This window comes from Allobosea sp. BH3 (genome assembly GCF_025499465.1).
In the GTDB taxonomy this organism is placed as follows: domain Bacteria; phylum Pseudomonadota; class Alphaproteobacteria; order Rhizobiales; family Beijerinckiaceae; genus Allobosea.
Genome location: NZ_JAIMCA010000001.1, coordinates 1,008,267 through 1,034,711, shown reverse-complemented (window position 1 = coordinate 1,034,711; position 26,445 = coordinate 1,008,267). Strand labels below are relative to the sequence as shown.

Sequence of the window (26,445 nt, the reverse complement as noted above, 5' to 3'; positions counted from 1 at the left end):
GTCAGAGCGCTGCCAGCGTCTTGCGCAGCCTCTCCGTCGTGAAATCGAGGAAGACGCGCATTTTCGAGGGCAGCGTCCCGCGTGCCGCATGGAGCAGGTGGACCGGCCGTGGTTCCGGCTCGAATGCGGCGAGGATGATCCGCAGCGCTCCCGCGCGCACCGCGTCGGCACATTGGTAGTGCAGGACGCGGGTGACACCGACAGCTCGCTCCGCAGCCCAGACCGCCGCCTCGGCCGTCGAAACCGAAAGACGAGGCCGTATCGCCACTTCGACGGCTGCCTCCGCAGTGCTCGATCGGAAGGACCAGATCGGAGCGGAGGAGAGAAACTCGAAATTGACGCAAGGCAGCAGGGGGAGATCCTCGGGGCGTTCCGGCTCGCCATGGCGATCGATCAGCTCCGGGCTGGCGCAGACGACGGTTCGCATCGCGCCGATGCGGGTCGCGATCATGCTGCTGTCCGGCAGCGCACCGATGCGAACCGCCATGTCGACGTGGTCGTCGACCAAATGGAGGTTCCGGTCGGAAAGCAGCAGCCGGACGTCGATCTCCGGATAGGCCGCCAGGAACTCGGTGACGACCGGGAGGATGACGAGACGGCCGAAGAGCAGCGGTGCGGTCAGGACAAGCTCTCCCCGAGGCGCCTGGAACTCGCCGGCCGCGACCCGCTCAGCCTCCTCGATCTCGCCGAGAATGCGCCGTGCCGAGGCGAGATAAGCCGCTCCCGCATCCGTCAGCGCCACCTTGCGCGTCGTGCGAAGGAGAAGCCGCGTTCCCAGATGCGCCTCCAGCTCGCCGACCTTCCGGCTGACGGTGGCGAGCGGCATGTGCAGCTCCCGCCCGGCGGCCGAGAAGCTGCCACGCTCGGCGACGCGGAGCAGGACCGCCATGGCTTCGAGCCTGTCCATGATTATTCCATATAATGGGAGAGATATTCCCTATCTGAGCAGATTATCTGATTGAGCGGAATGCCTTATCTCCTTGGCCGAGCGGAGCTGCGGTGAAAGGCCTCTCCCAGCTGCAGGCTCCGCCACGCGAAGGAGTTCCGTCCATGTCCTATGGTTTCCTCGATATCGCCACGACCGACAGCGTGCGTGCCGTGCAGGCCGAGATGGGGGCGGACGGAATCTGGCGTGAATTCAGCGGGCAGCGCGAGTTCGACAGCTTCACGCCCGCCGAGATGGGTTTCATCGCCGAGCGCGACAGCTTCTTCATGGCGAGCGCCTCCGAGACGGGCTGGCCTTATGTCCAGCATCGCGGCGGCCCGGCGGGCTTTCTCAAGGTTCTCGACGAGAAGACGCTGGCCTTCGCCGATTATCGCGGCAACCGGCAATACATCAGCGTCGGGAATCTCCGAGCCGACGATCGGGTCGCGCTGATCCTGATGGACTATGCCGGCCGGGCGCGCCTGAAGATCTACGCGCATGTCGAGGCCGTGCCGCTCGATTCGGACCCTGCGCTGGCCGAGCGCGTGCTCGATCCGGGCTACAGGGCCAAGCCCGAGCGCATCCTGAAGCTCAGGCTCGCCGCTTTCGACTGGAACTGCCCGCAGCACATCGTGCCGCGATTCACCGAGGCGGAGATCGCCACCGCAGTGACGCCGCTGCGCGAGCGCCTTGCCGCGCTGGAAGCGGAGAATGCCGCATTGCGGGCGCAGCTTGTGGCCGGTGACGCGGTTTGACGCTTGTCATTCGGCATGGAGTTCCCGGATCTGGCGGGCCAGTTCCGAAGCAATATCGGTCGCGCCAGCGCGCGGGAGATAGAGGTTGACGTAGAAATCGGCCAGGGGCGGCAGACCGGCCGACTCCTTCAACGCTTCCAGCGCATCGGGGATCGTCGAGGGCAGCATGGGCGAGACCGCGATGTCCGCTTCGACCGGCGCGCAGATCGCCTCGAAGCTCGCTACCTCGCAGACGAAGCGCCAGTCCCGGGCCGCCGCCGCGAGCGCCTTCAGTGCAATCGGGCGATGGGGGCAGGTCTCGTCACCGGTCGAGAGCGGCAGCGGCTCGCGCAGATGCGCCGTCCCGTTGCGGGCGCCGACCCAGGCCAGCGGCTCGATCCGCAGCGTTTCGCCATGGGCGGCGCAGTCAGGCTGCACGACGATGGCGAGGTCGATCTCCCTGCGGTCGAGCTGTTCGAGCAGCCGCCCGCTCGTGTCGCAGACGATGGTGACCCGGACCTGTGGCCAGGCCCGGTCGAAGCGCCGCAGCACGGGCGTCCCGAAGGGGCGGACAAGATCGGATGGCATGCCGAGCCGCACCTCGCCTGCGAAGGCCGGCGCCTTCATCGAGGCCCAGACCTCGTCGTTCTGATGGAGCAGATGGCGGGCCTGGCCGATCAGGCGCTCGCCCTGCGGGGTCAGGCGGATGCCGGCCCGATGACGCTCGACGAGGCGGCAGCCGAAATTCTCCTCAAGCCGCTTGAGCTGAAGGCTGACGGCAGCCTGGGTGAGGTTGAGAAGGCGGGCCGCCGCCGTGATGCCGCCGGCCGCCACCACGGCGTCGAAGGCGCGCAACAGGGCGATGTCGAGGTTGCGCGGCATGGCGCCTCGATAAGGATTGTTAATGCCGGAGATAATGCAGTTTTGATTTCGTTATGTCAGCCGGGAACTAGGATCGCAGGGAGGAATGCGCCACCCGGGAGGGGATCATGCCTGTCGAGGGACGTTTCACGCTCGCGGCGATCCAGGCGCGCCAGATCCTGTTCGACCGCCATGCCGCGACGGAGAAGGCCTGTCGGCTGATCGGCGAGGCTGCGGCAGCAGGTGCGACGATCGCGGCCTTCGGCGAGGCCTGGCTTCATGGCTATCCGTTCTTCGCCGATGCGGAATTTCGCCCGCTGAGCTGGCAGGCGATGGCGGAATATCATGCCCAGGCCGTCGATATTCCCGGCCCGCAGACGCAACGGCTCTGCGCTGCCGCACGGGAGGGCGGTATCGACGTCGTGATCGGCGTCGTCGAGCGCGACACGCGGACATTCGGCACCGTCTACTGCACGCTGCTGTTCATCGGGCGCGAAGGCCGCATCCTCGGCCGCCATCGGAAGCTGAAGGGCACCCATGTCGAGCGGGCGGTCTGGGGCGATGGCGATGCCGAGGGGCTCACGGTCCACCCGCGACCCTATGGCCGCATCAGCGGGCTGAACTGCTGGGAGCACAACATCATCCTGCCGGGCTATGCACTGGCGGCGCAGGGCACCCAGATCCATGTCGCCGCATGGCCGGGGCGTGAGCCGGCCGCCGCACCGGCCTATCCCGACATCATCTGGCCGCGCCAGCTGCTGCTGTCACGCGCCTTTGCCTCGCAGGCGGCGTGCTACGTCATCTGCGCCGCCGGCATAAGGCTGACCGAGGATGTTCCGGAGCGCTACCGGGAGCTCGCGACCTATGAGCACACCGGGCAGAGCTGCATCATCGACCCGCGCGGCGAGATCATCGCGGGCCCGGCGGAGGGCGAGACGATCCTGCTCGCCGAAGGCTCCATGGAGGCGGTTCTGGCGGCGAAATCCGCGGTGGACGCCGGCGGGCACTATTCCCGCCCGGATCTACTGCGCCTGATCGTCGAGCGCGCCAACGCGCCGATGCCCGATATCTGTGATGGGAGTGGCCCGAACGGCCTCGCCGCCGCGAATTCGCACAGCACCTAGGCGATGGACGAGGGCGGCTGCGCCCAAGCCACGCTCGACGCATGGTCTGCCGTGCTCTCGGGGGCCTCGGGGCTTCATTCGCGGACCAGCGACGAATGTAAGCCAATCTTGTATACCTGTTGCACGACATTTGCTTGCGCTTCTGTCGGGCGAGGGAAACAGCATGAGGCTTCCATCCAAGATCAGCGACCGCATCCTGGAGGCGGCGCTGGCGCGCAAGCTGGCTCCGGGCAGCCGCTTGGGCGAGAGTCAGCTCGCCGCCCTGTTCGCCTGCAGCCGCACGCTGGTGCGCGAGGCGCTGATCCGCCTGGCTGAGCGGGGGGTTGTCACGGTCAGCGCCCGTCGCGGCTGGTATCTGGCGAAGCCGTCGCGCGACCAGGCACGCGAGGCGTTCGAGGCGCGGCTGGTTGTCGAGACCGGTCTGCTGCGCCATGCGGCCCGGCCCAACATGCGCCAGATCATGAGGCTGCGCGGCCATATCGAGCGGCAGCGCAAGGCCCTCCTCGGCGACGATGCCGGCCTTCGCAGCTTCCTGCTGGGCGATTTTCATGCCTGCCTTGCCGAAGTGCTGGGCAATCACCTGCTCGCGGTGACTGTCCGCGACCTGACGGTGCGAACCACCCTGGCCGCGACGCATCATCAATCCCGCGACGAAGCGGCGCACTCCTTCGCCGAGCACGAGGCCATCGTGGCGGCGCTCGAAGCCGGCGATATCGCGCAGGCGGAGCGGTGCATGGCCGTTCATCTCGGCACCTGGGAGGCGAAGCTGCGCATTCCCGCGGACGCCGATCCGTTGCAGCAATTGCGCGACGCGCTCGAACCGGTCGTGCCCTCGGCACAGCCCTTGCATACCAGTTCGGCCGGCGAGGAGGGGCGGAAACCGACGTCCCCGCCGTGATCCCGGAGGGATGTGCATGGGGAGCCGGACCGTCAGCACGATCAGCGACGAGGCTTCGGCCTGTCGTCCGGCCGGTGCATGGGGTCGGGTTCGCGCCCTGTGATGCTCCAGCGCCCCGACATGCCCCCTGCCGTGGCCCAGCCCCTGACGCTCGACGGGGTCACCCATAGCTATGGCGGCGGACTCGCCGTCGACAACGTCACGCTTGAGGTGAAGGGCGGGGAGCTCGTCGCGCTGCTCGGGCCTTCCGGCTGCGGCAAGACCACGCTGCTCAGGATAGTCGCCGGCTTCATCGAACAGAGCAACGGCAAGGTCATCATCGGCGAGCGGCCGATCGACACGCTGCCTCCGAGCCGCCGCGAGATCGGCATCGTCTTCCAGAACTACGCGCTGTTCCCGCATATGACGGTGGCGCAGAACATCGCCTATGGGCTCGCCGCCCGCGGCGAGAGCCGCAAGGTGCAGGCGGAGCGCGTCGCCGAGATGCTGGCGATCGTGCAGCTCGAAGCCATGGCGGATCGCAAGCCGCGACAGCTCTCCGGGGGCCAGCAGCAGCGCGTGGCGCTGGCGCGGGCTCTCGCCATCCGGCCGCGCATCCTGCTGCTCGACGAGCCCTTTGCGGCGCTCGACAAGAATCTGCGCCTCGACATGCAGATCGAGATCAAGCGGCTGCAGCGGCAATTCGCCCTGACCGCGATCATGGTCACGCATGACCAGGACGAGGCGATGGCGATCGCCGACCGCATCGCCGTGATGAGCCAGGGCCGGATCGAGCAGGTCGGCACGCCGACGCAGGTCTATGACGAGCCGGCGAGCCTCTTCGTCAACGGCTTCCTCGGCACCAGCAATCTCCTCGACGGCACGGTCGAGACGGCGGGGCCGGAGGGCTATGGCGTCGCGCTCAATGCCGGCACCCGCTGGACCGTCGCCTCCAGCCGCAAATTCGCGCCCGGAGAGCCGGTCACGGTTTCGGTCCGGCCCGAGCAGATGGTGCTCGCGGACGAGGCCGGCGAGGGGCGCTTTCCGGTTTCGGTTGCGCTCAGCCTGCCGATCGGCGGCGAGCTCATCCATGACGTCGCAGGCCCGGCTGGCACCTCCCTGAAGATCGCTGCGCCGCGGCGGCCCGGTGTGTCGAGCCGGTCGGCGGAACAGGCCTTCTGCGGTCTTGCCGACCATGCCCGCCCTTCGCTCTTTGCCAGATCCTGACTCCATTCAACCGTAGGAGAGACCGAGATGACGATCATCAGACGCCGCGAGTTTCTTGCCGGAGCCGGCGCGCTCAGCGCCGCGGCGGCCTTCGGCCTGCCCGCGCGAGCTGCCGGCAGCCTCACTGCCGCGATCTATCCGGGCACCTGGGAAGAAGCCTATCGCAATGTCGTCGCGCCCGCGCTGAAGAAGGACTACAGCGTCGATATCGCCTTCGACTCGCTCTTCGCGGTCGATCAGGTGGCGAAGGTGCGCGCCGCGCGCGGCGTGCCGCCGTTCGACTGCTTCGTGCTCGACCCCGGCCCGGCCGCGGCGGCGATGCAGGCCGGCCTGTTCGAGCCGATCGACGCCTCGAAGCTGTCCAATGCCGGCAAGGTGCCGAAGGGTCTGGTGACGTCGCATGCCGTGACCTGCAATGCGCAGGTCGTCGGCATCGCCTACAACCCGAAGAAGTTCGCAACGCCGCCCAAGAGCTGGGCCGATCTGTTCAAGAGCCCTTATGTCGAACGGCTCGGCCTCACCGGCTTCCAGACCACCTTCGGCACCGTCTCGCTGATCGAGATCGCCAAGGCCTTCGGCGGCGGCATCGACAATATCGAGCCGGCCTTCAAGGCGTTGAAGGAGGCTGCTTCCAAGGTCGCCGCCATCGCCGCCCCGGCGGCGCTGCCGGGCCTGTTCCAGCAGGGCCAGATCGACGTGATGTACGGCAACACCAATACGGTGGCGATCCTGAAGGGCCGCGGCGTCGACATCGCCTATATCGCGCCGGAATCCGGCTCGATCACCTTCCAGACGACGCTGCATATCGTGAAGGGCGCGGAGAACGTCGACGCGGCCTACAAGTATATCGACACCGCGATCTCGGCGCCGATCCAGGATGCCCTGCAGAAGGCGCCCTACAACATGGTGCCGATCAACACCGACACGAAGCTCGACCCCGCGCTCGACATCAAGTCGCTGGACGAGCTGTCGAAGATGGTCACGCATGACTGGACCAAGATCAATCCGGTCCGCGCCGCCTGGATCGAGCGCTTCAACAAGGAGATCACCAAGTAGGGAGGCGGGTCCGTGGCCGGAGCGATCGCCGTGGCCGGAGGCGCGACAGCCTCCGGCGAGCGGGTCGACTGGCGCCTCGCGGCGCCGCTCGGCCTGACCTATCTTTTCTTCTTCGCCGCGCCCTTCGCGATCCTGCTCGGCATCAGCTTCTATGCCGATGCGGAGCAGACGCGGCTCGGGCTCGGAAGCTGGGTCAAGTTCTACTCCGACGCCTTCTACCTGAAGGTCATCTTCGACACGCTGAAACTTGGCTTCTTCGCCGTGGCGGCGACGACGCTGGTCGCCTACCCGCTGGCGCTGGTCTTCCGAGCCTCGGGGCCGCGGGTTCAGCGCGTGCTGATCTTCGTCATCCTGATGCCGCTGCTGACCTCGGTCGTGATCCGTACCTTCGCCTGGATCGTGATCCTGGCGCGGGAAGGCGTGGTCAACCAGACGCTGATGACGCTGGGCCTCACGGCCGCGCCGCTCAATCTGCTGCAGACGGAGCTCGGGCTGGTGATCGCGCTGACGCAGATCGAGATGCCGCTGATGCTGCTGCCGCTGCTGACGATCATGAACCAGATGGACCAGAACCTGGTCGACGCCTCGCGCGCGCTCGGCGCCTCGCAATGGCGGACCTTCTTCCGCGTCGTGCTGCCGCTGACGCTGCCGGGCTGGATCGCCGGCGCGACGCTGGTCTTCGCTTCCTCGACCACGGCGTTCATCTCGCAGACGGTGATCGGCGGCGCGCGGCTGGTCTACCTGCCGGCGCTGATCTACCAGCAGGCGACGGTCGTCTATAACTGGCCCTTCGCGGCGGTGGCCTCGCTGACGCTGCTCTTCACCGTGCTCGCCGGCATCATGGCGCTGGGCTGGCTCGGCCGCTTCGCGAAGACGTAAGGAGCAAGCCGATGCAACGCTCCACCTTCAGCGACATCACCTATAAATGGGCGGTCGGCCTGCTGGCCGGGCTCGGAATCCTGATCCTGGTCGGGCCGGTGGCGATCGTGATCGCGACCTCCTTCACCACCTCGCAGACGCTGCGCTTCCCGCCGCCGGAACTGTCGCTGCGCTGGTATCGCGAACTGTTCGACCCTGTCCGCTCGGCGCAGATCCATATCGCCGCGTGGAACAGCGTCTGGGTCGCCTTCTGCGCGACCGCGGTCGGCATGGTGCTCTCGGTGCTGGCGGCGCTCGCCGTCGCGCGGGTCAGTCGTCCCTCAGCCAGGCTGCTGGAGGCCGGCTTCCTGTCGCCGCTGGTGCTGCCGACGCTCTCCTACGGGCTCGCGGCGCTGATGTTCTTCTCGGTCATGGGCATCCGGCCTTCGCTCAACCTGCTGATCGCCGGCCATCTGGTCGTGATCGCGCCCTTCATCTTCCGCACGACGCTGGCGAGCCTGACCCAGCTCGATCCGGGGCTTCTGGAGGCATCGCAAAGCCTCGGCGCCAGCCGCCTCTATGCCTTCCGCCGCATCACCTTGCCCTTGATCGCGCCGGGCATCGCGGCAGGCTGCTTCCTCGCCTTCATCTCCTCGATGGACAATGTCCCGGTCTCGCTCTTCCTCTCCACCGCCCGCACCGGGATGTTGCCGATCCGGATGTGGGGGATGATGGAATCGACGCTGGACGTGCGCATCGCGGCGATTGCCGGCGTGCTGATCCTCGCCACCCTCGTCCTGATGCTCGTCATGGACCGGCTGACCGGCCTGACGAAGCGGATGAGCGGATGATGAGCACCGCCTTCGTCATTCCGGTTGCAGCGCATGGCGCTGCAACCGGAACCAAAGACCGGGTGCGCCATTCGAACAGCCGGCCGGTCTCACCCGGTCTTGGGTTCCGGGTTCGGGCCTGCTGGCCCGCCCCGGAATGACAGAAGGACGGAGCCTCCCAATGACCAGCAGCTATGACCGCGATCTGATCGGCTACGGGGCCAACCCGCCCGATCCGAAATGGCCCGGCGGCGCCCGGATCGCGATCAACTTCGTGATGAATTACGAGGAGGGCTCGGAGCCTTCGGTGCAGGATGGCGAGGGCTATACCGAGCTCGGGCTGACCGAGGCCAACGGACTGCCGACCGGCGTCAGCGGCCGTGATCTCGCCGGCGAGGGCATGTTCGCCTATGGCAGCCGCGTCGGCTTCTGGCGGCTGATGCGGCTCTTCCAGGAGCGCGGCCTGCCGATGACGGTGTTCGGCTGTGCGCTGGCGATCGAGCGCAACCCTGAGGCAGCGGCGGCGATCAAGGCCTCGGGTTTCGACGTCTGCTGCCATGGCTGGCGCTGGATCAAGCATTACGACCTGACCGAGGCCGAGGAGCGCGAGCACATCGCCAAGGCGGTGGCCTCCCTGAAGCAGATGGTGGGCGAGCGGCCGCTCGGCTGGTACTGCCGCTACGGGCCCAGCGTCAACACGCGCAAGCTCGTGGTCGAAGAAGGAGGTTTCCTCTACGATTCAGATGCTTACGACGATGAGTTGCCATACTGGAAGACGGTCGATGGCAAGCCGCATCTCGTCGTGCCTTACTCGCTGGTCAACAATGACGGCAAGTTCGGCTCCGGCTTCTTCGCCACCTCGAACGACTATTTCGACTGGCACAAGGACGCCTTCGACATGCTCTATGCCGAGGGTGCGACGCAGCCGAAGATGATGTCGGTCGGGCTGCATATGCGGCTGATCGGCCATCCGGCCCGTGCCGCGGGCCTCGCCCGCTTCCTCGATTATGTCCAGAAGCATGAAGGGGTCTGGGTGACGCGCCGGCTCGACATCGCGCAGCACTGGGCTAAGACGCATCCTTATCAGGGTGCGTGAACCGCGGCCCGCACCCCGCTCCTTTCGGGAACGGGGTTCCTCGCGCCCGTCTCGAACGACAGAGCCAAGAGCACGCCATGCCCACCCATGACCTTATCGTCTCGCTCGGCGACATCCGCTACCGCGTCGAGCGGCCCTTCGGCTCCTGGCCGCAGAATGCCGGCTTTGTCACCGATGTCACGGTCGATGGGCGTGGGCATATCTTCGTCATGCTCCGCCATGATCCACTGACCCAACCCGACGATCCGCGCGTGGTCGAGCTCGACCCGGAGGGGAACTACCTCGCCGGCTGGGGGGGCGATCTGATCGCCGATTCCCATATGCTGACCGCCGATGCGCAGGGCCGCATCCTCTGTGTCGACCGCGACATGCACGAGATCATCATCTGCTCGGCCACCGGGGAACGGCTTGGCGCATTGGGCGCGCGGGCCGAGCCGCTGGCACCCTTCAACCATCCGACCGACGTGCATGTCTCCGCCTGGGGCGACATCTATGTCGCCGATGGCTATGCGGCGAGCCGGGTCCACCGCTTCTCGGCCTATGGCGTGCATGTCCAGAGCTGGGGCAGCCAGGGTGATGGCGACGGCCAGTTCGGCTGGCCGCATGCGATCTGGACCCATGCCGACGGGCGCGTGGTCGTGGTCGACCGCACTAACAACCGCGTGCAGGTCTTCGACCTGAACGGCAACCATCTCCAGAGCTGGACGCATTTCTACCAGCCCGTCGCCATCTGGGGCGACGAGGAGGGCAACAGCTACGTCACGGATATGATCCCGAGCCTGCAGAAGATCGGCCCCGCCGGCGAGAAGCTCGGCCGTTGCCGGCCGATGCTGAACGGGGCGCATGGTCTCTTCGGCACGCCGGAAGGGAACATCCTTCTGGCGGAGAGCAATCCGAGCCGGCTCACGCGGTTGGTGCGGCTGGGATGACCGACCGCATTATCTGGGGCGGGACGCTGCTGGAAGGCTTCGATGCAGCCGGCGAGCCGATCCTGCACCGGAATGCCGGCATCCTCGTGCGCGACGGTGCGGTCGCGGCGCTCGGCCCGGTCGATCAGCTTCGGGCGCGCTCGCCGGAGGCCGTGATCGAAGGCGGGGCGGATTTCGCGATCACGCCGGGCTTCGTCAATGCGCATCACCATGTCGGCTTGACGCCGCTGCAGCTCGGCTCGGCGGATCATCCGCTCGAGCTCTGGTTCGCCAGCCGGCTGGCGCTGCGCGATGTCGATCTCCATCGCGACACGCTCTATTCCGCCTTCGAGATGATCGAGAGCGGCGTGACCACGGTGCAGCACCTGCACAGCCGCGCGCCGGGCTCTGCCGATGACGTCCTCGCCGCGGCCGAGACGGTGATCGGCGCCTATCGCACCATCGGCATGCGCGTCTCCTATTCCATGGCGCTGCGCGACCAGAACCGGCTCGTCTACGAGGCCGACCGGGATTTCGTCGCGCGGGTGCCGGCCGAGCTCCGCCCGGCGCTGGAAGCCTATTTTGCTCGCTTCACCCTGCCGCTCTCCGAGCAGGTCGCGATCTTCGACGAGCTGCTGCACCGCCATGGCGAGGGCGAACGTATCCGCGTCCAGATCGCGCCGGCGAATTTGCACTGGCTGTCCGATGCGGCGCTCGAAACCACGGCCGAGCTTGCCGGCCGCACCAACCTGCCGGTGCATATGCATGTGCTGGAGACGCCCTATCAGAAGGCCTATGCGCAGAAGCGGGCCGGCGGCTCGGCTCTGGCCTATCTCGACAGGTTCGGGCTGCTCGGGCCGCATTTCACCATCGGTCACGGCGTCTGGATGAGCGAGGCCGATATCGCGCTGGTGGCGGAGCGGGGCGCCTGCATCTGCCACAACTGCTCCTCGAATTTCCGGCTGAAGAGCGGCACGGCGCCGGTCAACCGCTTCCTGGCGCGGGCGATCCCTGTCGCCATCGGGATCGACGAGGCCGGCATCAACGACGACCGCGACATGCTGCAGGAGATGCGGCTGGTGCTGCGCGCCCATCGGGAGCCCGGCATCGAGGCGCCACACCCATCATCCGCGCAGGTGCTGCGCATGGCGACGGAGCATGGCGCGCGCACCACGCCCTTTGCCGAGACGATCGGTCGGCTTTCGCCCGGCATGGCGGCCGATTGCGTGCTGTTCGACTGGAAGCAGGTCACCTTCCCCTATCAGGATATCGGCCTCGGCTTCGTCGACGTGCTGGTCCAGCGGGCCAAGGCGAAGGCGGTGCACAGCGTCTTGATCGGCGGTGAGTGGGTCTATCGCGAGCGGCGCTTCACGAAGGTCGACCGCGACGCCGTGCTGGGCGAGATCGCCGCGATGCTGGCCCGGCCGAAGACGCAGGCCGAGCAGGCGCGTATCGCGCTATCGGAAGCGGTGATGCCGCATGTCCGGCGCTTCTACGAGGGCTATCTCGACGGGATCGGCGACGAGCCGCATTACCGGACGAGCGGCCGTTCCTGAGACGTGGATCGAGTCGGCGGGTTCGGCTCCGGCGGGCCCTCAGGCCGCCGTCGGATCTGGATCGACGGCCATGTCCGCCGCGAAGCGGGCTATTCCGGAGCGGATCGTCTCGGCGATGGCCGGCACCTTGTCGAGGCAGCGGAACTGCGGCCCGGCGACGACGATCGACAGTCGACGCTGGCCGATCGGAAGCGGCAGGGCGACGCCGACGAGATCCTGGCTGAAATCGCCATTGCTGAAATGGTAGCCCCGCGCGGCGGAGCGGCGGAGTTCGGCCTCGACGGCGTCGATGCTCATCGGCGATGTCGGCGAGTAGCGCTCGAAGCTGAGCTTGCGGTAGATGGCCTGCCGCTCGGCAAGGCTGTACTGCGCCAGAATAGCGCGTCCGGTCGAACTCGCATGGATCGGCAGGCGATGGCCGACGCGCCCGAAATAGCGGATGGGCGCGGTCGATTCGATGACGTGGATCCACATCGTGTGGATGCCGGCGGGCGCGCCGATGGCGGTCGTCTCGCCGGTCTCCTCGGCGACTTCCGACACCAGCATCAGCGCCGCTTCCGGCAGCGGCTCGGCCTGGGAGACCGCCTGCGCCATGGTGAGCCAGCGCGGGCTCGGATAATAGCCGCCGCGCGCCCGCGGCTCGTAGAGATAGCCCTTCTCGGCCAGGGTGCCGATCAGGTTGAAGGTGCTCGAGCGTGGCCAGCCGAGTTCGTCGGAGAGTTCCGCCAGCGTCGCCGGGCGCTGCCGGCGGGCGAAAAATTCCAGTAACTCCAGAACATTGGCGGCCTGCTTGACCTGCATGCGTCTTCCCGTTGCTCCTCGATCGTCACTATGACGGGGCTAGCGACGCCAGAATGCGCTCGGCTGCCCGCAGATGCGGCTTGTCGATCATCTGGCCGTCGATTTTCACTACGCCGAGATCGGCCTGATTGCCAAATGCGTCCGTGATGCGCCGCGCCCAGGCGATCTCGTCATCGCTGGGGCGGAAGGCGGCATTGACCGGCTCGATATGCTTGGGATGGATCACGCCCTTGGCCATGAAGCCGTCGCGGCGCGCCTCCCGCGCCTCCTGCTCGACGGCGGCGAGATCGTCGATGGTGACGGCGACCGTATCCACGGCGACGACGCCGGCGGCGGCCGCGCCGGCGAGGCAGAGATTGCGCGCGAGCCGGTAAGGCGCGAACATGTTGCCCTGCGCATCGCGATTGGCGGTGGCGCCGAAGGAGGCGGCGAGATCCTCCGCGCCCCACATCATGCCCCAGAGCCGCTCGCTGCAGCCGCGATAGCTGCCCAGCCCGAAGAGCGAGGCGGCCGTCTCGGTGACGATGGCGAGGATCAGCGTGCTGCCGGGCGCGATGCCGTGGGCCGCTTCGAGCGCATCGAGCATATGGGCCAATCGCTTGACCTGCTCCGGCCCGTCGCATTTCGGCAGGGCGATGCCGTCCGGCCGATGGGCCATCACTGCCGCGAGGTCAGTGGCGGTCAGATCGGTGTCGAAGGCGTTGACGCGCACGAAGAGCTTCTGGCGGCCGCGCGGCGCCTGCAGCATCGCGGCCGTCTCCTGCCGTGCCGTCTCCTTGGCGTCGGGCGCGACCGAATCCTCGAGATCGATGATCAGCGCATCGGCGCCGCATTCGCGGGCGCGGGTGAATTTGCGGGCGCTGTCGCCGGGGACGAAGAGCAGGCTGCGCATCATGCCGCTTCCTTGCGCCGGTGCATCATCGCCATCCGCCGGCAGATCGCGACGACCTCGCCGCGCTGGTTCAGGCATTCATGCTCGAACTCGACGAGCCCGACCGAGGGGCGCGACTTCGAATCCCGCTTGGAGACGACCTTGGTGCGCGAACGCAGCGTATCGCCGTTGAAGACCGGCTTGGGGAAACGGACATCGCTCATGCCGAGATTGCCGACCGTGGTGCCGAGCGTGGTGTCGTAGACGCTCATGCCGATCATGATGCCCAGCGTGTAGAGGCTGTTGAACAGCGGCTGGCCCCATTCGGTGCGGCTGGAAAAATCCGCGTCGACATGGAGCGGCTGCGGGTTCAGTGTCATCAGGCTGAAGCTGATGTTGTCCTGCTCGGTGACGGTGCGCGAGAAGGCATGCTCGAAGAGCTGCCCAACCTCGAATTCCTCGTAATAGCGTCCGGCCATGGCGGCTGTCCTCCGGTTCAAGCGGTTGGTTTGGCGGCGCGGATGACGCCTGCCTGTTCGAGGTGGTCGATTGTCCCGGGCGCGAAGCCCCAATCCGCCAGCACGTTCCGGCTGCTGGCGCCGGCCGGCTCGCCGGCGACAGGCGCGGCTGGCGGGGTGCGGCTGAAGCGCGGCTGCGGGGCGGGCTGGGTGACACCGTCGATGGCCATGAAGGTGGCGCGTGCTCGCGCATGGGGATGGCCCGGCGCTTCCGCGAGGCTCAGCACCGGGGCGAAGCAGGCATCCGTGCCTTCCAGCACAGCGCACCATTCGGCGCGGCTGCGCTCGGCGAAGCGATCAGCGAGCAGGCTGCGGGCGTCTGGCCAGCGGGCCGGGTCGTTCACATCCGGAAAGCTCACCGGGTCGAAGCCGATCAGGCCGAGCAGGATTTCCCGGAACTTGCTCTCGATGGGGGCGATGGTGATCCATTCGCCATCGGCGCAGCGATAGGTCTCGTAATGCGGCGCGCCTGAATCGAGCAGGTTCGTGCCGCGCTCCGGCTTATGGATGCCGGCGGCGGCGAGGCCGAACAGGCTTGCCATCAGGGTGGCGCTGCCTTCGGCCATGGCGGCGTCGACCACCTGTCCCTTGCCGGAGCGGGATGCTTCCAGTAGCGCCGAGACGACGCCGAAGGCGAGCAGCATGGCGCCGCCACCATAGTCGCCGATTAGATTGAGGGGGATCGCCGGTGGTTCGCCCGCCCGGCCGATGGCCGAGAGCGCGCCCGAGAGTGCGATGTAGTTGAGGTCGTGGCCTGCGGCCCTGGCGAGCGGCCCGTCCTGCCCCCAGCCGGTGATGCGGCCATAGACGAGGCGCGGATTGCACTCGAGGCAGATTTCGGGCCCGAGCCCGAGCCGTTCCATCGTGCCGGGGCGGAAGCCTTCGACCAGCGCGTCCGCCTGCGCCACCAGATCGAGCGCGCAGGCGATCCCTTCCGGCCGCTTCAGATCGAGCGCGACCGAGCGCCTTCCGCGGCGGGTGATGTCGAAGCGGGTCGGCTTTTCGATGCCGAGCCCGCTGGGCTCCAGCCGGTCGACGATGACGATCTCCGCGCCGAGATCGGAGAGCAGCATGCCGGTCATCGGCGCCGGGCCGATGCCGGCGAACTCGACGATCCTGAGGCCGGCGAGCGGGCCGCTGCGGGGCTTGGCCATCACGCCGACCTTTCGAACAGGCTGCGCTCCAGCATCTCGCGATGCTGGGGGGCGGCGATGGCGATCAGGGCGCGGGCGCGCTCAGTGGCGCTGCGATGTCTCAGCTCGGCCACGCCGTATTCGGTCACGATGGTGTCGATGTCGGTGCGGGCGAGCGTGACGGCTTGCACCTGCGGGACGATCCGCGAGACCCTGCCGGTGCGGTCGGTCGCGCGCAGCGCGATGATGGCGCGGCCGCCCTTCGCGGCCGTGGCTCCGCGCGTGAAATCGCAGAGCCCGCCTGCCCCGCCGACCGGCGCGCCGTCGGCCAGCTCCGCATTCGCCTGCCCGGAGAGATCGACCTCGATCGCGGCATTGATGGCGATCATCCGCTCCTGACGGGCGACAATCGAATGCGCATGGGTATGGGCAGCGGGGGCGAGGCGGATTGCGTCGTTGCGGTCGATCGCGTCGAAAGACGGGCGCGAGCCGACCACGACATTGGCGACCGCCTGACCGGGGTCGATGGATTTGCGGGCGTTGGTGAACACGCCGTGCGCGAGCAGCCCGGCCATCCGGTCGCCGAAGACGCCGGAATGGATGCCGAGGTCGCGATGATGGGCGAGACCGTCGAGGACTGCATCGGGGATGGCGCCGATACCGATCTGGATCGTCGCGCCGTCCGGCACGAGCGCGGCGACATGGCGCGCGATGGCCTGCTCGGTCTCGCCGGGTACGACGGCCGGCGCGCAGACAGGTTCGCGATCCGTCTCAACGATGGCGTCGATGCGGATATCCGAACCGATCTCGGTCCCCGCGCACCACGGCGCGCGTGCGTTGACCTCGGCGATCACGCAGCGGGCATGGCGCGCGGCGGCGAGCACATAGTCGTTGGCGAGCGTGGCGCAGAAGCCGTCCGGCCCTTGCGCGAGCTGGATCAGCACGATATCGGCGCGGATCACGCCCGCGGCGAAGCCCGCCTCCAGCGCATTGTAGTGCATTGGCCAGACATCGAGCCGGCCCCGACGGGCGATGCGGCTCGCCTTGCCCATGGCGCCGTAGCCGGCAAAGGGCATCTCGGATGGGACAGCCTCGAAGCTGCCGGAAACGACCGTACCGAGGAAGGTCTCGAAGGGTCCGATTTCCGTAAAGGCCACCGGCAGCGCCGCCGCGAGAGTCTGCGGCTCGGCGCTGACCTGGCCGACGACGACGCGGTTGCCCGGCTGGATGAAACCGGCCAGATCGAGCGCCGCTGCGTCGAGCCGCTTCATCGCGCCGCTCAGTAGGATTTCGGCAGGCCGAGCACCTTCTCGGCGATGAAGCAGAGGACGAGCTGGGGGCTGATCGGCGCGATGCGTGGGATCATGACCTCGCGCAGATAGCGCTCGACATGGAATTCCTTGGCGTAGCCGAAGCCGCCATGGGTCATCACCGCCTGCTGGCAGGCATCGAAGCCGGCCTCGCCCGCGAGGTATTTCGCGGCGTTGGCGCTGGCGCCGCAGGGGAGGCCGCTGTCGTATTCCCAGGCGGCGCGCAGCACCATCAGCCAGGCGGCTTCCAGTTCCATCCAGTTCTTGGCGAGCGGATGCTGGATCGCCTGGTTCTGGCCGATCGGGCGGTTGAAGACGATGCGCTCCTTGGCATAGGCGGTCGCCCGCGACAGGGCGAGCTTACCCAAGCCGATCGCCTCGGAGGCGATCAGCACGCGCTCGGGGTTCATGCCATGCAGGATGTATTCGAAGCCGCGGCCCTCCTCGCCGATGCGATCCTCGACCGGGATCTCGAAGCCTTCGATGAAGAGCTCGTTCGAGTCGACGACCTTGCGGCCCATCTTCTCGATCTCGTGGACCTTGATCCGGCTGCGGTCGAAATCGGTGTAGAACAGGCTCAGGCCGTGGGTCGGCTTCTGCACCTGCTCCAGAGGGGTGGTGCGGGCGAGCAGCAGGATCTTGTCGGCGACCTGCGCGGTCGAGATCCAGACCTTCTGGCCGTCGACGACATAGCGGTCGCCCTTGCGGACGGCGCGGGTCTTGAGCTGCGTGGTGTTGAGACCGGTATTGGGCTCGGTGACGGCGAAGCAGGCCTTCTCCTTGCCCTGCACCATCGGCGGCAGCATGCGCCGCTTCTGCTCGTCGGTGCCATGGACGAGCACGGGGTTCAGCCCGAAGATGTTGATGTGCAGGCAGGAGGCGCCCGACATGCCGGCGCCGGATTCGGCGATGGCGCGCATCATGATCGCGGCTTCGGTGATGCCGAGGCCCGAGCCGCCATATTCCTCGGGAATGCAGACGCCGAGCCAGCCATCGGCGGCAAAGGCGGCATAGAAGTCCTGGGGGAAGCCGCCCTCCTTGTCGCGCTTCAGCCAGTAATCGTCGCCGAAGCGGCTGCAGATGCCGGCGATCGCCTCGCGGATCGCTTCCTGTTCGTCGCTGAGTCTGAAATCCATCTGCCTGCTCCTCAGCCTGCCGCGGCGGCGTCTTTCCGCTCGGGTGTCAGCAGCGCGCGCTGCGCCGCCAGCTCCTTGATCTCGTCCTCGCTGAAGCCCGCCTCGCGCAGGATCGCGATGCCGTCCTCGCCTTTATGCGGCTGCAGCCGCGTGATCTCGGCGGGGGTGCGCGACCACTCGGTTGCCAGCCGCATCGTCCGCAGCTTGCCTTCCGTGGGATGCTCGACCGTCTGGAAAAAGCCGGTCTGGCTGAGGTGCGGGTCCGCCAGCACGGAGTCGAAATCATGCATCGGCATGGAGGGGATGTCGGCCTGCTCCAGCAGCGCGAGCCAGTCTTCCGTGCTGCGCTCCAGGAAGATGCGGCCGAGCTCGCCGTAGACATGGTCGATATTGGCGATGCGGTTGGCGAAATTCGCGAAACGCGGATCGCGCTCGGGCAGGTCGGCCTGTCCGATCGCCTCCAGGAAGCTCGTCCACTGCTTGTCGGTGTAGATCAGTGCGCAGACATAGCCGTCGCTGGTGCGATAGGGGCGGCGGTCCGGCGAGAGCTGTCGTGGATACCCGCCGCCGCCGATCGGCGGCTCGAAGGTCAGGCCGCCGAGATGGTCGCCGAGTACGAAGCCGACCATGGTTTCGAACATCGGGATGTCGACCTGCTGGCCCAGGCCCGTTCGGTCCCGGTTGACCAATGTCGCGCAGATCGCGCCGACCGCGGCGAGGCCGACGACACGGTCCGCGACGGCGGTGGGCACGTAGCGCGGCGTGCCGTCTCCCGCCTTCGCGATCAGGGCCGACATCACCGAGGCGCCCTGGATCAGGTCGTCATAGGCGGGTTTGGCGGCATAGGGGCCGCCCTGGCCGAAGCCGAAAAGCCCCGCATAGACCAGCCGGGGATTGATCTCCGCCAGCGTCTCATAGCCGAGCCCGAGCCGGCGCATCGCCTGCGGGCGGATATTGTAGACCAGCACATCGGCATCGGCCGCGAGCTTCAGCAGGGTCTCGCGCCCGGCCGGCTGCTTCAGGTCGAGGCAGATGCTGCGCTTGTTGCGGTTGGCGTTGAGATAGATCGCGCCCATGCCGGGATTGCGCGACGGCGCGATCTGCCGCGTGACGTCGCCGTCCGGCGCCTCGACCTTGATCACGTCCGCGCCCATGTCGCCCAGAATCTGGGTCGCGTAGGGACCCATCAGGACAGAGGTCATGTCGATGATCTTGATGCCTGCGAGCGGGCCCATGCGTGCTTCCTTCAGGCCATCTCTGGATGGCATAAAATTCATATACAGAGATTTTCAATTCAGAAAAGAGCGATTCAATGCTGCGGCGCGGCGTCGAATTGGTGCGATGCGGGACAGGAAGGCTTCTGCCGAGTTTGCTATTTAACGCGCAATCACAAGGACTTAAAAGAATCCTATCGACGAACTGAGCGGATTTCCGCCGGTTGACTCAAAAATTCATGACCGTGTACACAATTGTCCAGATCATGAACGGGAGGCGCCCGTGACCGCCGCGTTGAATTCCGCCAGCACCTCGGCCGCGCCGCTGCGCGGCTACGGCTGTCGTTTCGTCGGATCGGGCGATCTCGACGATGTCCCGGAGAGGCGGCCAGGGATCGTCAGCCCGACCGGCCGACTTCCGAATGCCTACGCCCCATAAGAACGACCGGAGGAAACGACCATGCGTCTTGCAGGCAAGCTTGCCGTCATCACCGCGGCTGCATCGGGGATGGGAAAGGCCGGGGTCGAGCTCTTCCTCCGTGAAGGGGCGAAGGTCTGTGCCATCGACCTGAACGGCGACGCGCTGGAGAAGCTCGCGGCCGAGATGAAGGCGAAGGGCTACGCGGTCGAGACGATACAGGCCGATCTCTCCTCGGCCGAACGGCAGCGCGGGACCGTGCATGAAGCGGCTGCCAAGCTCGGCGGCATCGACGTGATGTGGGCCCATGCCGGCATTCCCGGCCCTGGCGGCATCGAGGATCTCGACCTCGGCGCCTATCAGCAGGCGATGTCGCTCAACATCGATTCCGCCGCATTGGCGGCGGGTGAGGTGATCAAGCACATGCGCAAGCGCGGCGCCGGCTCCCTGATCTTCACGGCCTCGATCTCGGGCCTCGTCGGCTCGATGTTCTCGCCCGTCTATTCCGCCGGCAAGTTCGCGGTGGTGGGGCTGACCAAGTCGCTCGCCCAGACCTTCGCGCCCGACAAGGTGCGCGTGAACGTGATCTGCCCGGGCCTGACCGACACGCCGATGGCCATGGGCTTTACCAGCCGTGCGGGCGACCCCGTCGAGGCCGCCGCCAACGAGAAGAAGCTGCTGATGTCGGTGCCGCTCGGGCGCCTGTGCCGGCCGGAGGAGATCGCCCATGCGGCGCTGTGGCTGGCCTCGGACGACGCGTCCTTCGTGACGGGCGTGGCGCTGCCGGTCGACGGAGGCTTCACAGCCCGCTGAGGGGCGGGCCGCCAAAACAATCCGACGCAACAAAAGAACATCGGAACGAAGAGGGAGGGATCATGACACAGGAACTGAACCGGCGCCGGCTCATGCAGATCGCGGCCGCCGCCACGGTGCTGCCTGCGGGCTTCGCACATGCGGCCGATCCGCTGAAGGTCGGCGTGCTCGTGCCGATGACGGGGGCCACGGCCGGCGACGGGGCGCGACTGCTGAAGGCGCATGAGCTCGCGGCCAAGCAGATCAACGAGGCCGGTGGCATCGCGGGCTTGGGTGGCGCGAAGATCGAGCTCATGGTCGCCGACACGCAGTCGAAGCCGGAGGTCGGCCGCAGCGAGGCCGAGCGCCTGATCTCGCGGGCCGGCGCCAGCGTGCTGCTCGGGGCCTGGGCCTCGGCCGTCACGATCCCTTCGATGCAGGTCGCGGAGCGCTACCGGACGCCCTTCATCGTCACCAGCGCCGTCACCGATTCGATCACCGAGCAGAAGCTGCAATTCGTCTTCCGCGTTTCGCCGAAGGGCAGTTGGGCGGCAAAGGACGTGATCGAGTTCATCGGCTTCCTGCGCCAGAAGGGCCAGAAGATCGACAAGGTGGCGCTTGCCTATGAGGACGGCCCCTTCGGCCAGACCGTGTCGAAGGGCTACAAGGCCGGCCTGCCCGAGAAGGGCATCGCCATCGTCGCGGAGGAGACCTTCCGCACCGGCTCGCCCGATCTCTCGACGCAGGCGGCCAAGCTCAAGGCGAGCGGCGCCGATCTCGTGCTGATCGTCTGCTATGTCGACGACGAATCCGTGCTGCTGCGGGCGCTCGCCGCCCAGCAATACAAGCCCATGGTGCTCGGCTATGGCGGCGGCCATGTGCATCCGACGCTGCTCAAACTCGGCCCGCTGGTCGAGGGTGCCTTCGGCATCGTCGAGTGGATGGAGGACGTCAAGAAGCCCGCTTCCGAGACCTTCGTGAAGACCTACAAGGAGGCCTATGGCGAGGCGCCGCTGAGCAACGCCGCGCAGGCCTATGCGTCGACCTGGGCCGCCGCCCTGGCGGCGGATGCGGCGCGCAGCCGCGAGCCGCTGGCGATCCGGGATGCGCTGCGCAAGCTCAAGCTGTCGAGCGGCCCGGCCTCGCTCCTGCCCAACGATGCGCTCGCCTTCGACGAGAACGGCCAGAACATCGTGGGCAATGTGATGTCGCAGGTGATCGACGGCAACTTCGTCACCGTCTGGCCCGAGGCCGTGGCGAGCAAGCCCGTCAAGTTCCTGAAGTGAGCCCCTCGGCCCCGCCGCGCCGGCGGGGCCCCGCTTTCCCGAAGCCGACCGGACCGACATGACCTTTGGCATCTTCCTTCAGGCCGTCGTCAGCGGCCTGGCGAACGCCTCCATCTACGCGCTGATCGCGGTCGGGCTCACGCTCGTCTTCGGTGTGATGCGGATCATCAACTTCGCCCATGGCGAGTTCCTGATGATCGCGATGTATGGCGGCTTCTTCGCCTGGTCCCTGTTCGGGGTCGACCCCGTCATGGCCATCCTGATCGTGACGCCGCTGCTCGCGCTGCTGGGCATGGCTCTCTATGGCGGCATCGTGCGCTTGGCGCTCAAGGTGCCGGAGATCAACCAGATGGCGGTGACGCTCGGGCTGTCGCTTCTACTGCAGCATCTCGCGCTCGTCCTCTTCTCCGGCGACAACATGCTGGTGACGCAGCCGCGCTCGACGGCCGGCATCGTGCTCGGGCCGGTGGTGATCCAGGTGACGCATCTGATCGCCTGCGGCGCCTCGCTGCTGCTGCTCGGCCTGATCTACCTGATCCTGCGGCGCACCGATTTCGGCCTCGTCATGCGTGCGGTCGCGCAGTCGCGCGACGGGGCGGCGCTGTCGGGAATCGATATCGCTTCCGTCTATAAATGGGCGATGGCGGTGGGCGTCGGCACGCTCGGCGTGACCGGGCCGCTGCTGGTCTCGATCCTCTACGTCAATCCGCATGTCGGCGCGCTGTTCACGCTGAAGGCCTTCGTCATCGTCATCGTCGGCGGCCTCGGCTCCTTTGGCGGGGTGCTGGTCGGTGCGCTGATCGTCGGCCTGGCCGAGAGCATCGCGGGGGCGTGGTTCTCGGCTTCGATCGCGGCCGCCGTGCCGTTCGCTATCCTGATCCTCGTCCTGCTGCTGCGCCCGGAGGGGCTGATGAACCGGAGCCTTGCACGATGAGCGGCTTCAGAACCGTCGCCATCGTCGCCGCGCTCGTGGTCGCGGCCTTCCTGCTGGCGCTCTCGGACCGCTACTACATGGATGTCTTCATCCTGACCTGCTTCTACGGCGCGCTCGCCGTGTCCTGGAACATGATGGCAGGTCTGACGGGGCTGATGTCCCTGGGGCACGCGCTCTTCGTCGGCATCGGCGCCTATAGCGTCGCCTGGGGCGCTTCTGTGCAGGGCTGGCCGCCCCTGGTGACCTGGCCGATGGGTGTCGTCATCGCGGTGGCGGCCGCTGCCGTCATGGGAATGCTCTGCTTCCGCTATGGCTTGCGGGGCTACTTCTTCGCGATCGCGACGCTCGCCTTCAACGAGGTGGCGTTCTTCTCGGTCTCGGCCAGCGTCGCGCTCGGCCGCTCGGACGGGCTGATCCTGCCGACCTCCTCGGAGGATTCGGTCATGATGCTGCAGTTCTTCGACAAATGGCCCTATGGGCTGATCATCGGCACGGTGCTGATCGCGACGCTGGCGATAGGGCAATACCTGCTGACGTCCCGCACCGGCTATTACTGGCGGGCGCTGCGCGACAATGAGGAGGCGGCGGAAGCGCTCGGCGTCAACGCGCGCGCCTACAAGCTGCGCTGCTTCATGCTCAGCGCCGGCATTTCCGCAGTTTGCGGCGCGTTTTACGCCAATTACGTCGCCTTCGTGGATCCGCGCTCGGTGCTCGGCATCGACCTCTCGATCCAGATGCTGGTCTATTCGATCATCGGCGGCATGGCGCTGCTCTGGGGGCCGCTGCTCGGGGCGGTGCTGCTCGTGCCCTTCAGCGTGCTCCTGCGCAACATCTCCGCCATGCAGGGCAGCGAGATCATCGCCTACGCGGTGCTGCTCGTCGTCCTCGCGCTGATCCTGCCGCAAGGCATCGCCGGCTGGCTGACGGCCCGTTGGCGCCGCCGCAAGGCCGCGCCGCGCCCTGAGGGCTTCGCCAGCGTCGCGGCGGCGGAGAAATCGGCATGACGGCGCTGCTCGAACTCAAGAATGTCGGCAAGGCCTTCGGCGGTCTCAAGGCGCTGAGCGATGTCAGCTTCAGCGTCGCGCCCGACGAGATCTTCGCGATCATCGGCCCGAACGGCGCCGGCAAGACCACGCTGTTCAACTGCATCGCCGGCGCGCTGGCGCCGACGCAGGGCGAGATCCTTTTCCAGGGCCGGCGCATCGACGGCCGGCCGCCGCATGAGATCTGCGCGCAGGGTCTCGTGCGCACCTTCCAGATCGTGAAGCCGTTTCGCGGCATGACCGTGCTGGAGAACGTCAAGGTCGCGGCCTTCGCCCGCCATCCGCGTCCGCGCGACGCCGAGGCGGCGGCCCACCGGGTGCTGGCGCATCTCGGCATGGAGGCCTTCGCCGAGACCGACGCCGACGAACTCAATGTCGCCCAGATGCGCCGGCTCGAGATCGCGCGTGCGCTCGCGACCGAGCCCAAGCTACTGCTGCTCGACGAGATGCTCGCCGGCCTCACCCCGGCCGAGTCCGCGGCGATGTGCGACCTGATCCGCGCGCTGCCGCGGCAGGGCATCGCCGTCATCGTCGTCGAGCACTCGATCCCGGTCGTCCGAAGCCTGTGCGAGCGCGCCGTGGCGATCACTTTCGGCGAGGTGCTGGCGGAGGGGACGACGGAAGAGGTGATCGACGATCCGCGCGTTCAGGAAGCCTATCTCGGCCGGGCCGACGCAAAGGTCGACGCATGAGCACGCTCGTCCTCGACAATGTTTCGGCCGGCTACGGCAAGGTCGATGTCATCCGCGGTGTCAGCCTCGCCATTCCGGCCGGGCGGCGCGTGGCGCTGGTCGGCTCGAATGGCGCGGGCAAAAGTACCATCGTGCGCACTATCAACGGCCTGCTGCCGCTGCGAGGCGGCAGCATCAGCTGGGACGGTGCCGCCATGGGCCCGGTCCGGGCGTCCCACCGCACGCGCGCCGGCATCGGCACCGTGCCGGAGGGGCGCCTTCTCTTTCCCGACTGCACCGTGTCCGAGAACCTCATCGCCGCGACCACGTTCGGCGAGGCGAAGGCGAAGCGCGAACAGAGCCTGGAGAGTGTCTTCGGGCTTTTTCCCCGGCTGCGGGAGCGTGCCGCCCAGCGCGCCGGCACCTTGTCCGGCGGCGAGCAGCAGATGGTCGCGATCGGCCGGGCTCTGATGACGCGGCCGCGGCTGCTCGTCCTGGACGAGCCTTCGATCGGCCTTGCGCCGCGGATCGTGGCGGAGATCTTCGAGGTGCTGAGCTCGCTGACCAGCACGGGTCTGAGCCTCCTGCTGGTCGAACAGAACGTGCAGCTCAGCCTGCGCTCGGTCGACGAGGCCTATGTGCTGCGCCAGGGAACGATCGTGCTGCATGGCGAGGCCGCGCAGCTGCTCGACGATCCGCAAGTGCGCGCGGCCTATCTCGGACAGTGAGCGGCATGAACATCGCCTCCCTCCTCAGCCGCGCCGCCCGCGTCCTGCCGCACCGGACGGCGGTGTTTGAGGGCGACCGCGCGGTCTGGAGCTTCCGGGAGCTTGCATCGCTCTCGGCACGGATCGCGGCGGGGCTGGTCGCGCGTCATGGGCTGAAGCCCGGCGACCGGGTGGCGCTGGTGATGCGCAATTGCCCCGCCTATCTCGCGCTGCTCTTTGCCTGCTGGCGCGCCGGGCTGATCTGCGTGCCGGTGAACGCCAAGCTCCATGCCCGCGAGATCGCGCATATCCTCGACGATTCCGGCGCGGCGCTTGTCTTCGTCACTGCCGATCTTGCCGCCACGGTGCAAGAAGCTACCCGCTTCATGCAGGCGAAAACGCCCACGGCGCTGCTCGTCGGGGACGCCGATTATCGCGCGCTCGCGGCCTGCGATGAAGCGGGCGAGCACGACGGCGCCGCAGGCGATCCGGCATGGCTCTTCTATACGAGCGGCACGACGGGGCGCTCCAAGGGCGCCGTGCTTTCCCACCGCAACCTGCTGGCGATGACGCTGGGCTATCTCGCCGAGGTCGACACGGTTTCTCCTGGCGACTGCATCCTGCATCCGGCACCGCTCTCGCATGGCTCGGGCCTCTACGCCCTGCCGCATGTCGCCGGCATGGCGGCGCAGGTCGTGCCGGAGAGTGGGCGGTTCGACCCCATGGAGCTGGCCTTCCTGCTCCGCAGCCATAAGGGGGGCGCCTTCTTCGCGGCGCCGACCATCGTGACGAGGCTGGTGAATGCCGGCGTCATCGGCGATGCGGAGCGGGCGGGCCTCAAGACGATCATCTATGGCGGCGGGCCGATGTATGTCGAGGACAGCCATCGCGCGCTCGAAGTCTTCGGCCAGCGCCTCGTGCAGATCTACGGCCAGGGCGAGAGCCCGATGACCATCACGGTGCTGCCGCGCCACCTCCATGCCGACAGCGGCGATGGCGCGCTGGACGGGCGCCTGGGTTCGGTCGGCTATGCGCAGGCGGTCGTTTCGCTGCGCATCGCGGGCAGCGACGATGAGCCTCTGCCGGCGGGCGAGATCGGCGAGGTGCTGGTGCGCGGCGACACGGTCATGAGCGGCTATTGGAACAACCCGGAGGCGACCGCCAACGCGCTGCGCGGCGGCTGGCTGCATACCGGCGATCTCGGCTCGCTCGACGAAAACGGGCTGCTCACACTGAAGGACCGGTCCAAGGACGTGATCATCTCCGGCGGGGTCAACATTTACCCGCGTGAGGTCGAGGAGGTGCTGCTGCAGCACGAGGCCGTCTGCGAGGTCGCGGTCTTCGGGCGCAAGCATGCCGATTGGGGCGAGATCGTCGTCGCCGCGATCAGCCTGCATGAGGGCGCCTCGGTCGGCGAGCGCGAACTCGACGCGCTCTGCGAGGCTCATATCGCCCGCTTCAAGAAACCCAAGCAGTACCTCTTCATGGAGGCGCTGCCCAAGAACTCCTACGGCAAGATCCTGAAGACGGAGCTGCGCCGCCAGACAGCCTGAAAACCC

At 67.4% G+C, this 26,445-nt stretch carries 26 protein-coding genes; 17 read left to right on the top strand and 9 right to left on the bottom strand.

From position 1 onward, the window contains the following. Position 1 precedes the first annotated feature (1 nt). Positions 2–907: a LysR family transcriptional regulator gene (locus BoBH3_RS04920; RefSeq protein WP_262329614.1), complete on the bottom strand. Its 906-nt coding sequence runs from the start codon at positions 905–907 to the stop codon at positions 2–4. Between the two features lie 143 nt (positions 908–1,050). On the opposite strand from BoBH3_RS04920, the gene BoBH3_RS04915 reads away from it, so the two are divergent. After that, entirely contained in the window at positions 1,051–1,680 is a 630-nt protein-coding gene (locus BoBH3_RS04915; protein ID WP_262329613.1) for a pyridoxamine 5'-phosphate oxidase family protein, read from the top strand. A gap of 6 nt (positions 1,681–1,686) precedes the next feature. On the opposite strand, the gene BoBH3_RS04910 is transcribed toward BoBH3_RS04915, so the two are convergent. Beyond that, entirely contained in the window at positions 1,687–2,541 is an 855-nt protein-coding gene (locus BoBH3_RS04910) for a LysR family transcriptional regulator (protein WP_262329612.1), read from the bottom strand. A gap of 107 nt (positions 2,542–2,648) precedes the next feature. Between BoBH3_RS04910 and BoBH3_RS04905 the strand changes: the two genes are divergently transcribed. From BoBH3_RS04905 to BoBH3_RS04865, 9 genes are all read left to right on the top strand, one after another. Beyond that, positions 2,649–3,644, top strand: coding sequence for a carbon-nitrogen hydrolase family protein (locus BoBH3_RS04905; protein ID WP_262329611.1), 996 nt, complete (start codon positions 2,649–2,651; stop codon positions 3,642–3,644). 130 nt (positions 3,645–3,774) lie between these two features. Then, a complete protein-coding gene (locus BoBH3_RS04900) occupies positions 3,775–4,542 on the top strand; it encodes a GntR family transcriptional regulator (RefSeq protein ID WP_262329610.1) in 768 nt (255 codons plus the stop codon). Positions 4,543–4,662: 120 nt separating this feature from the next. Next, the gene (locus BoBH3_RS04895; protein ID WP_262329609.1) at positions 4,663–5,748 is read left to right on the top strand and encodes an ABC transporter ATP-binding protein; all 1,086 of its coding nucleotides are present in this window, start codon (positions 4,663–4,665) and stop codon (positions 5,746–5,748) included. A gap of 27 nt (positions 5,749–5,775) precedes the next feature. Continuing rightward, on the top strand, positions 5,776–6,804 hold the full coding sequence (locus BoBH3_RS04890; protein ID WP_262329608.1) for an extracellular solute-binding protein: 1,029 nt from the start codon (positions 5,776–5,778) through the stop codon (positions 6,802–6,804). A 12-nt stretch (positions 6,805–6,816) separates the two neighbouring features. Continuing rightward, the gene (locus BoBH3_RS04885; protein ID WP_262329607.1) at positions 6,817–7,683 is read left to right on the top strand and encodes an ABC transporter permease; all 867 of its coding nucleotides are present in this window, start codon (positions 6,817–6,819) and stop codon (positions 7,681–7,683) included. A gap of 11 nt (positions 7,684–7,694) precedes the next feature. Then, complete coding sequence (locus BoBH3_RS04880; RefSeq protein ID WP_262329606.1) at positions 7,695–8,513, top strand: ABC transporter permease; 819 nt, start codon at positions 7,695–7,697, stop codon at positions 8,511–8,513. A gap of 160 nt (positions 8,514–8,673) precedes the next feature. Continuing rightward, positions 8,674–9,588: an allantoinase PuuE gene (locus tag BoBH3_RS04875; RefSeq protein WP_262329605.1), complete on the top strand. Its 915-nt coding sequence runs from the start codon at positions 8,674–8,676 to the stop codon at positions 9,586–9,588. A 77-nt stretch (positions 9,589–9,665) separates the two neighbouring features. Then, entirely contained in the window at positions 9,666–10,517 is an 852-nt protein-coding gene (locus BoBH3_RS04870) for an NHL repeat-containing protein (RefSeq protein ID WP_262329604.1), read from the top strand. Continuing rightward, positions 10,514–12,052: an amidohydrolase family protein gene (locus tag BoBH3_RS04865; RefSeq protein WP_262329603.1), complete on the top strand. Its 1,539-nt coding sequence runs from the start codon at positions 10,514–10,516 to the stop codon at positions 12,050–12,052. The genes BoBH3_RS04870 and BoBH3_RS04865 overlap by 4 nt, the downstream gene beginning before the upstream one ends. Before the next feature lie 39 nt (positions 12,053–12,091). On the opposite strand, the gene BoBH3_RS04860 is transcribed toward BoBH3_RS04865, so the two are convergent. From BoBH3_RS04860 to BoBH3_RS04830, 7 genes are read right to left on the bottom strand one after another with little or no spacing between them, the layout of a single operon-like run. After that, complete coding sequence (locus tag BoBH3_RS04860) at positions 12,092–12,853, bottom strand: IclR family transcriptional regulator (RefSeq protein ID WP_262329602.1); 762 nt, start codon at positions 12,851–12,853, stop codon at positions 12,092–12,094. 28 nt (positions 12,854–12,881) lie between these two features. Next, positions 12,882–13,745: an HpcH/HpaI aldolase/citrate lyase family protein gene (locus BoBH3_RS04855; protein ID WP_262329688.1), complete on the bottom strand. Its 864-nt coding sequence runs from the start codon at positions 13,743–13,745 to the stop codon at positions 12,882–12,884. Beyond that, positions 13,745–14,203: a MaoC family dehydratase gene (locus BoBH3_RS04850; protein ID WP_262329601.1), complete on the bottom strand. Its 459-nt coding sequence runs from the start codon at positions 14,201–14,203 to the stop codon at positions 13,745–13,747. The genes BoBH3_RS04855 and BoBH3_RS04850 overlap by 1 nt, the downstream gene beginning before the upstream one ends. Before the next feature lie 17 nt (positions 14,204–14,220). Further along, positions 14,221–15,396: a CaiB/BaiF CoA transferase family protein gene (locus BoBH3_RS04845; protein WP_262329600.1), complete on the bottom strand. Its 1,176-nt coding sequence runs from the start codon at positions 15,394–15,396 to the stop codon at positions 14,221–14,223. Further along, complete coding sequence (locus BoBH3_RS04840; RefSeq protein ID WP_262329599.1) at positions 15,396–16,646, bottom strand: acetyl-CoA hydrolase/transferase family protein; 1,251 nt, start codon at positions 16,644–16,646, stop codon at positions 15,396–15,398. The genes BoBH3_RS04845 and BoBH3_RS04840 overlap by 1 nt, the downstream gene beginning before the upstream one ends. An 8-nt stretch (positions 16,647–16,654) precedes the next feature. Then, a complete protein-coding gene (locus BoBH3_RS04835) occupies positions 16,655–17,821 on the bottom strand; it encodes an acyl-CoA dehydrogenase family protein (protein WP_262329598.1) in 1,167 nt (388 codons plus the stop codon). An 11-nt stretch (positions 17,822–17,832) separates the two neighbouring features. Further along, positions 17,833–19,056: a CaiB/BaiF CoA transferase family protein gene (locus BoBH3_RS04830; protein WP_262329597.1), complete on the bottom strand. Its 1,224-nt coding sequence runs from the start codon at positions 19,054–19,056 to the stop codon at positions 17,833–17,835. Between the two features lie 439 nt (positions 19,057–19,495). On the opposite strand from BoBH3_RS04830, the gene BoBH3_RS04825 reads away from it, so the two are divergent. The 7 genes from BoBH3_RS04825 (at position 19,496) to BoBH3_RS04795 (ending at position 26,439) form a co-directional block, all read left to right on the top strand. Further along, the gene (locus tag BoBH3_RS04825; protein WP_262329596.1) at positions 19,496–20,266 is read left to right on the top strand and encodes an SDR family NAD(P)-dependent oxidoreductase; all 771 of its coding nucleotides are present in this window, start codon (positions 19,496–19,498) and stop codon (positions 20,264–20,266) included. A gap of 62 nt (positions 20,267–20,328) precedes the next feature. After that, a complete protein-coding gene (locus BoBH3_RS04820; protein ID WP_262329595.1) occupies positions 20,329–21,531 on the top strand; it encodes an ABC transporter substrate-binding protein in 1,203 nt (400 codons plus the stop codon). Between the two features lie 58 nt (positions 21,532–21,589). Beyond that, positions 21,590–22,465, top strand: coding sequence for a branched-chain amino acid ABC transporter permease (locus BoBH3_RS04815; RefSeq protein WP_262329594.1), 876 nt, complete (start codon positions 21,590–21,592; stop codon positions 22,463–22,465). Beyond that, entirely contained in the window at positions 22,462–23,469 is a 1,008-nt protein-coding gene (locus BoBH3_RS04810) for a branched-chain amino acid ABC transporter permease (protein ID WP_262329593.1), read from the top strand. The genes BoBH3_RS04815 and BoBH3_RS04810 overlap by 4 nt, the downstream gene beginning before the upstream one ends. Next, a complete protein-coding gene (locus BoBH3_RS04805) occupies positions 23,466–24,200 on the top strand; it encodes an ABC transporter ATP-binding protein (protein WP_262329592.1) in 735 nt (244 codons plus the stop codon). The genes BoBH3_RS04810 and BoBH3_RS04805 overlap by 4 nt, the downstream gene beginning before the upstream one ends. Beyond that, positions 24,197–24,907 (top strand): ABC transporter ATP-binding protein, encoded by a 711-nt coding sequence (locus BoBH3_RS04800; RefSeq protein ID WP_262329591.1) that lies wholly within the window; start codon positions 24,197–24,199, stop codon positions 24,905–24,907. The genes BoBH3_RS04805 and BoBH3_RS04800 overlap by 4 nt, the downstream gene beginning before the upstream one ends. Positions 24,908–24,912: 5 nt before the next feature. Continuing rightward, positions 24,913–26,439, top strand: coding sequence for an AMP-binding protein (locus BoBH3_RS04795; RefSeq protein ID WP_262329590.1), 1,527 nt, complete (start codon positions 24,913–24,915; stop codon positions 26,437–26,439). The last annotated feature ends 6 nt before the right edge of the window (positions 26,440–26,445 follow it).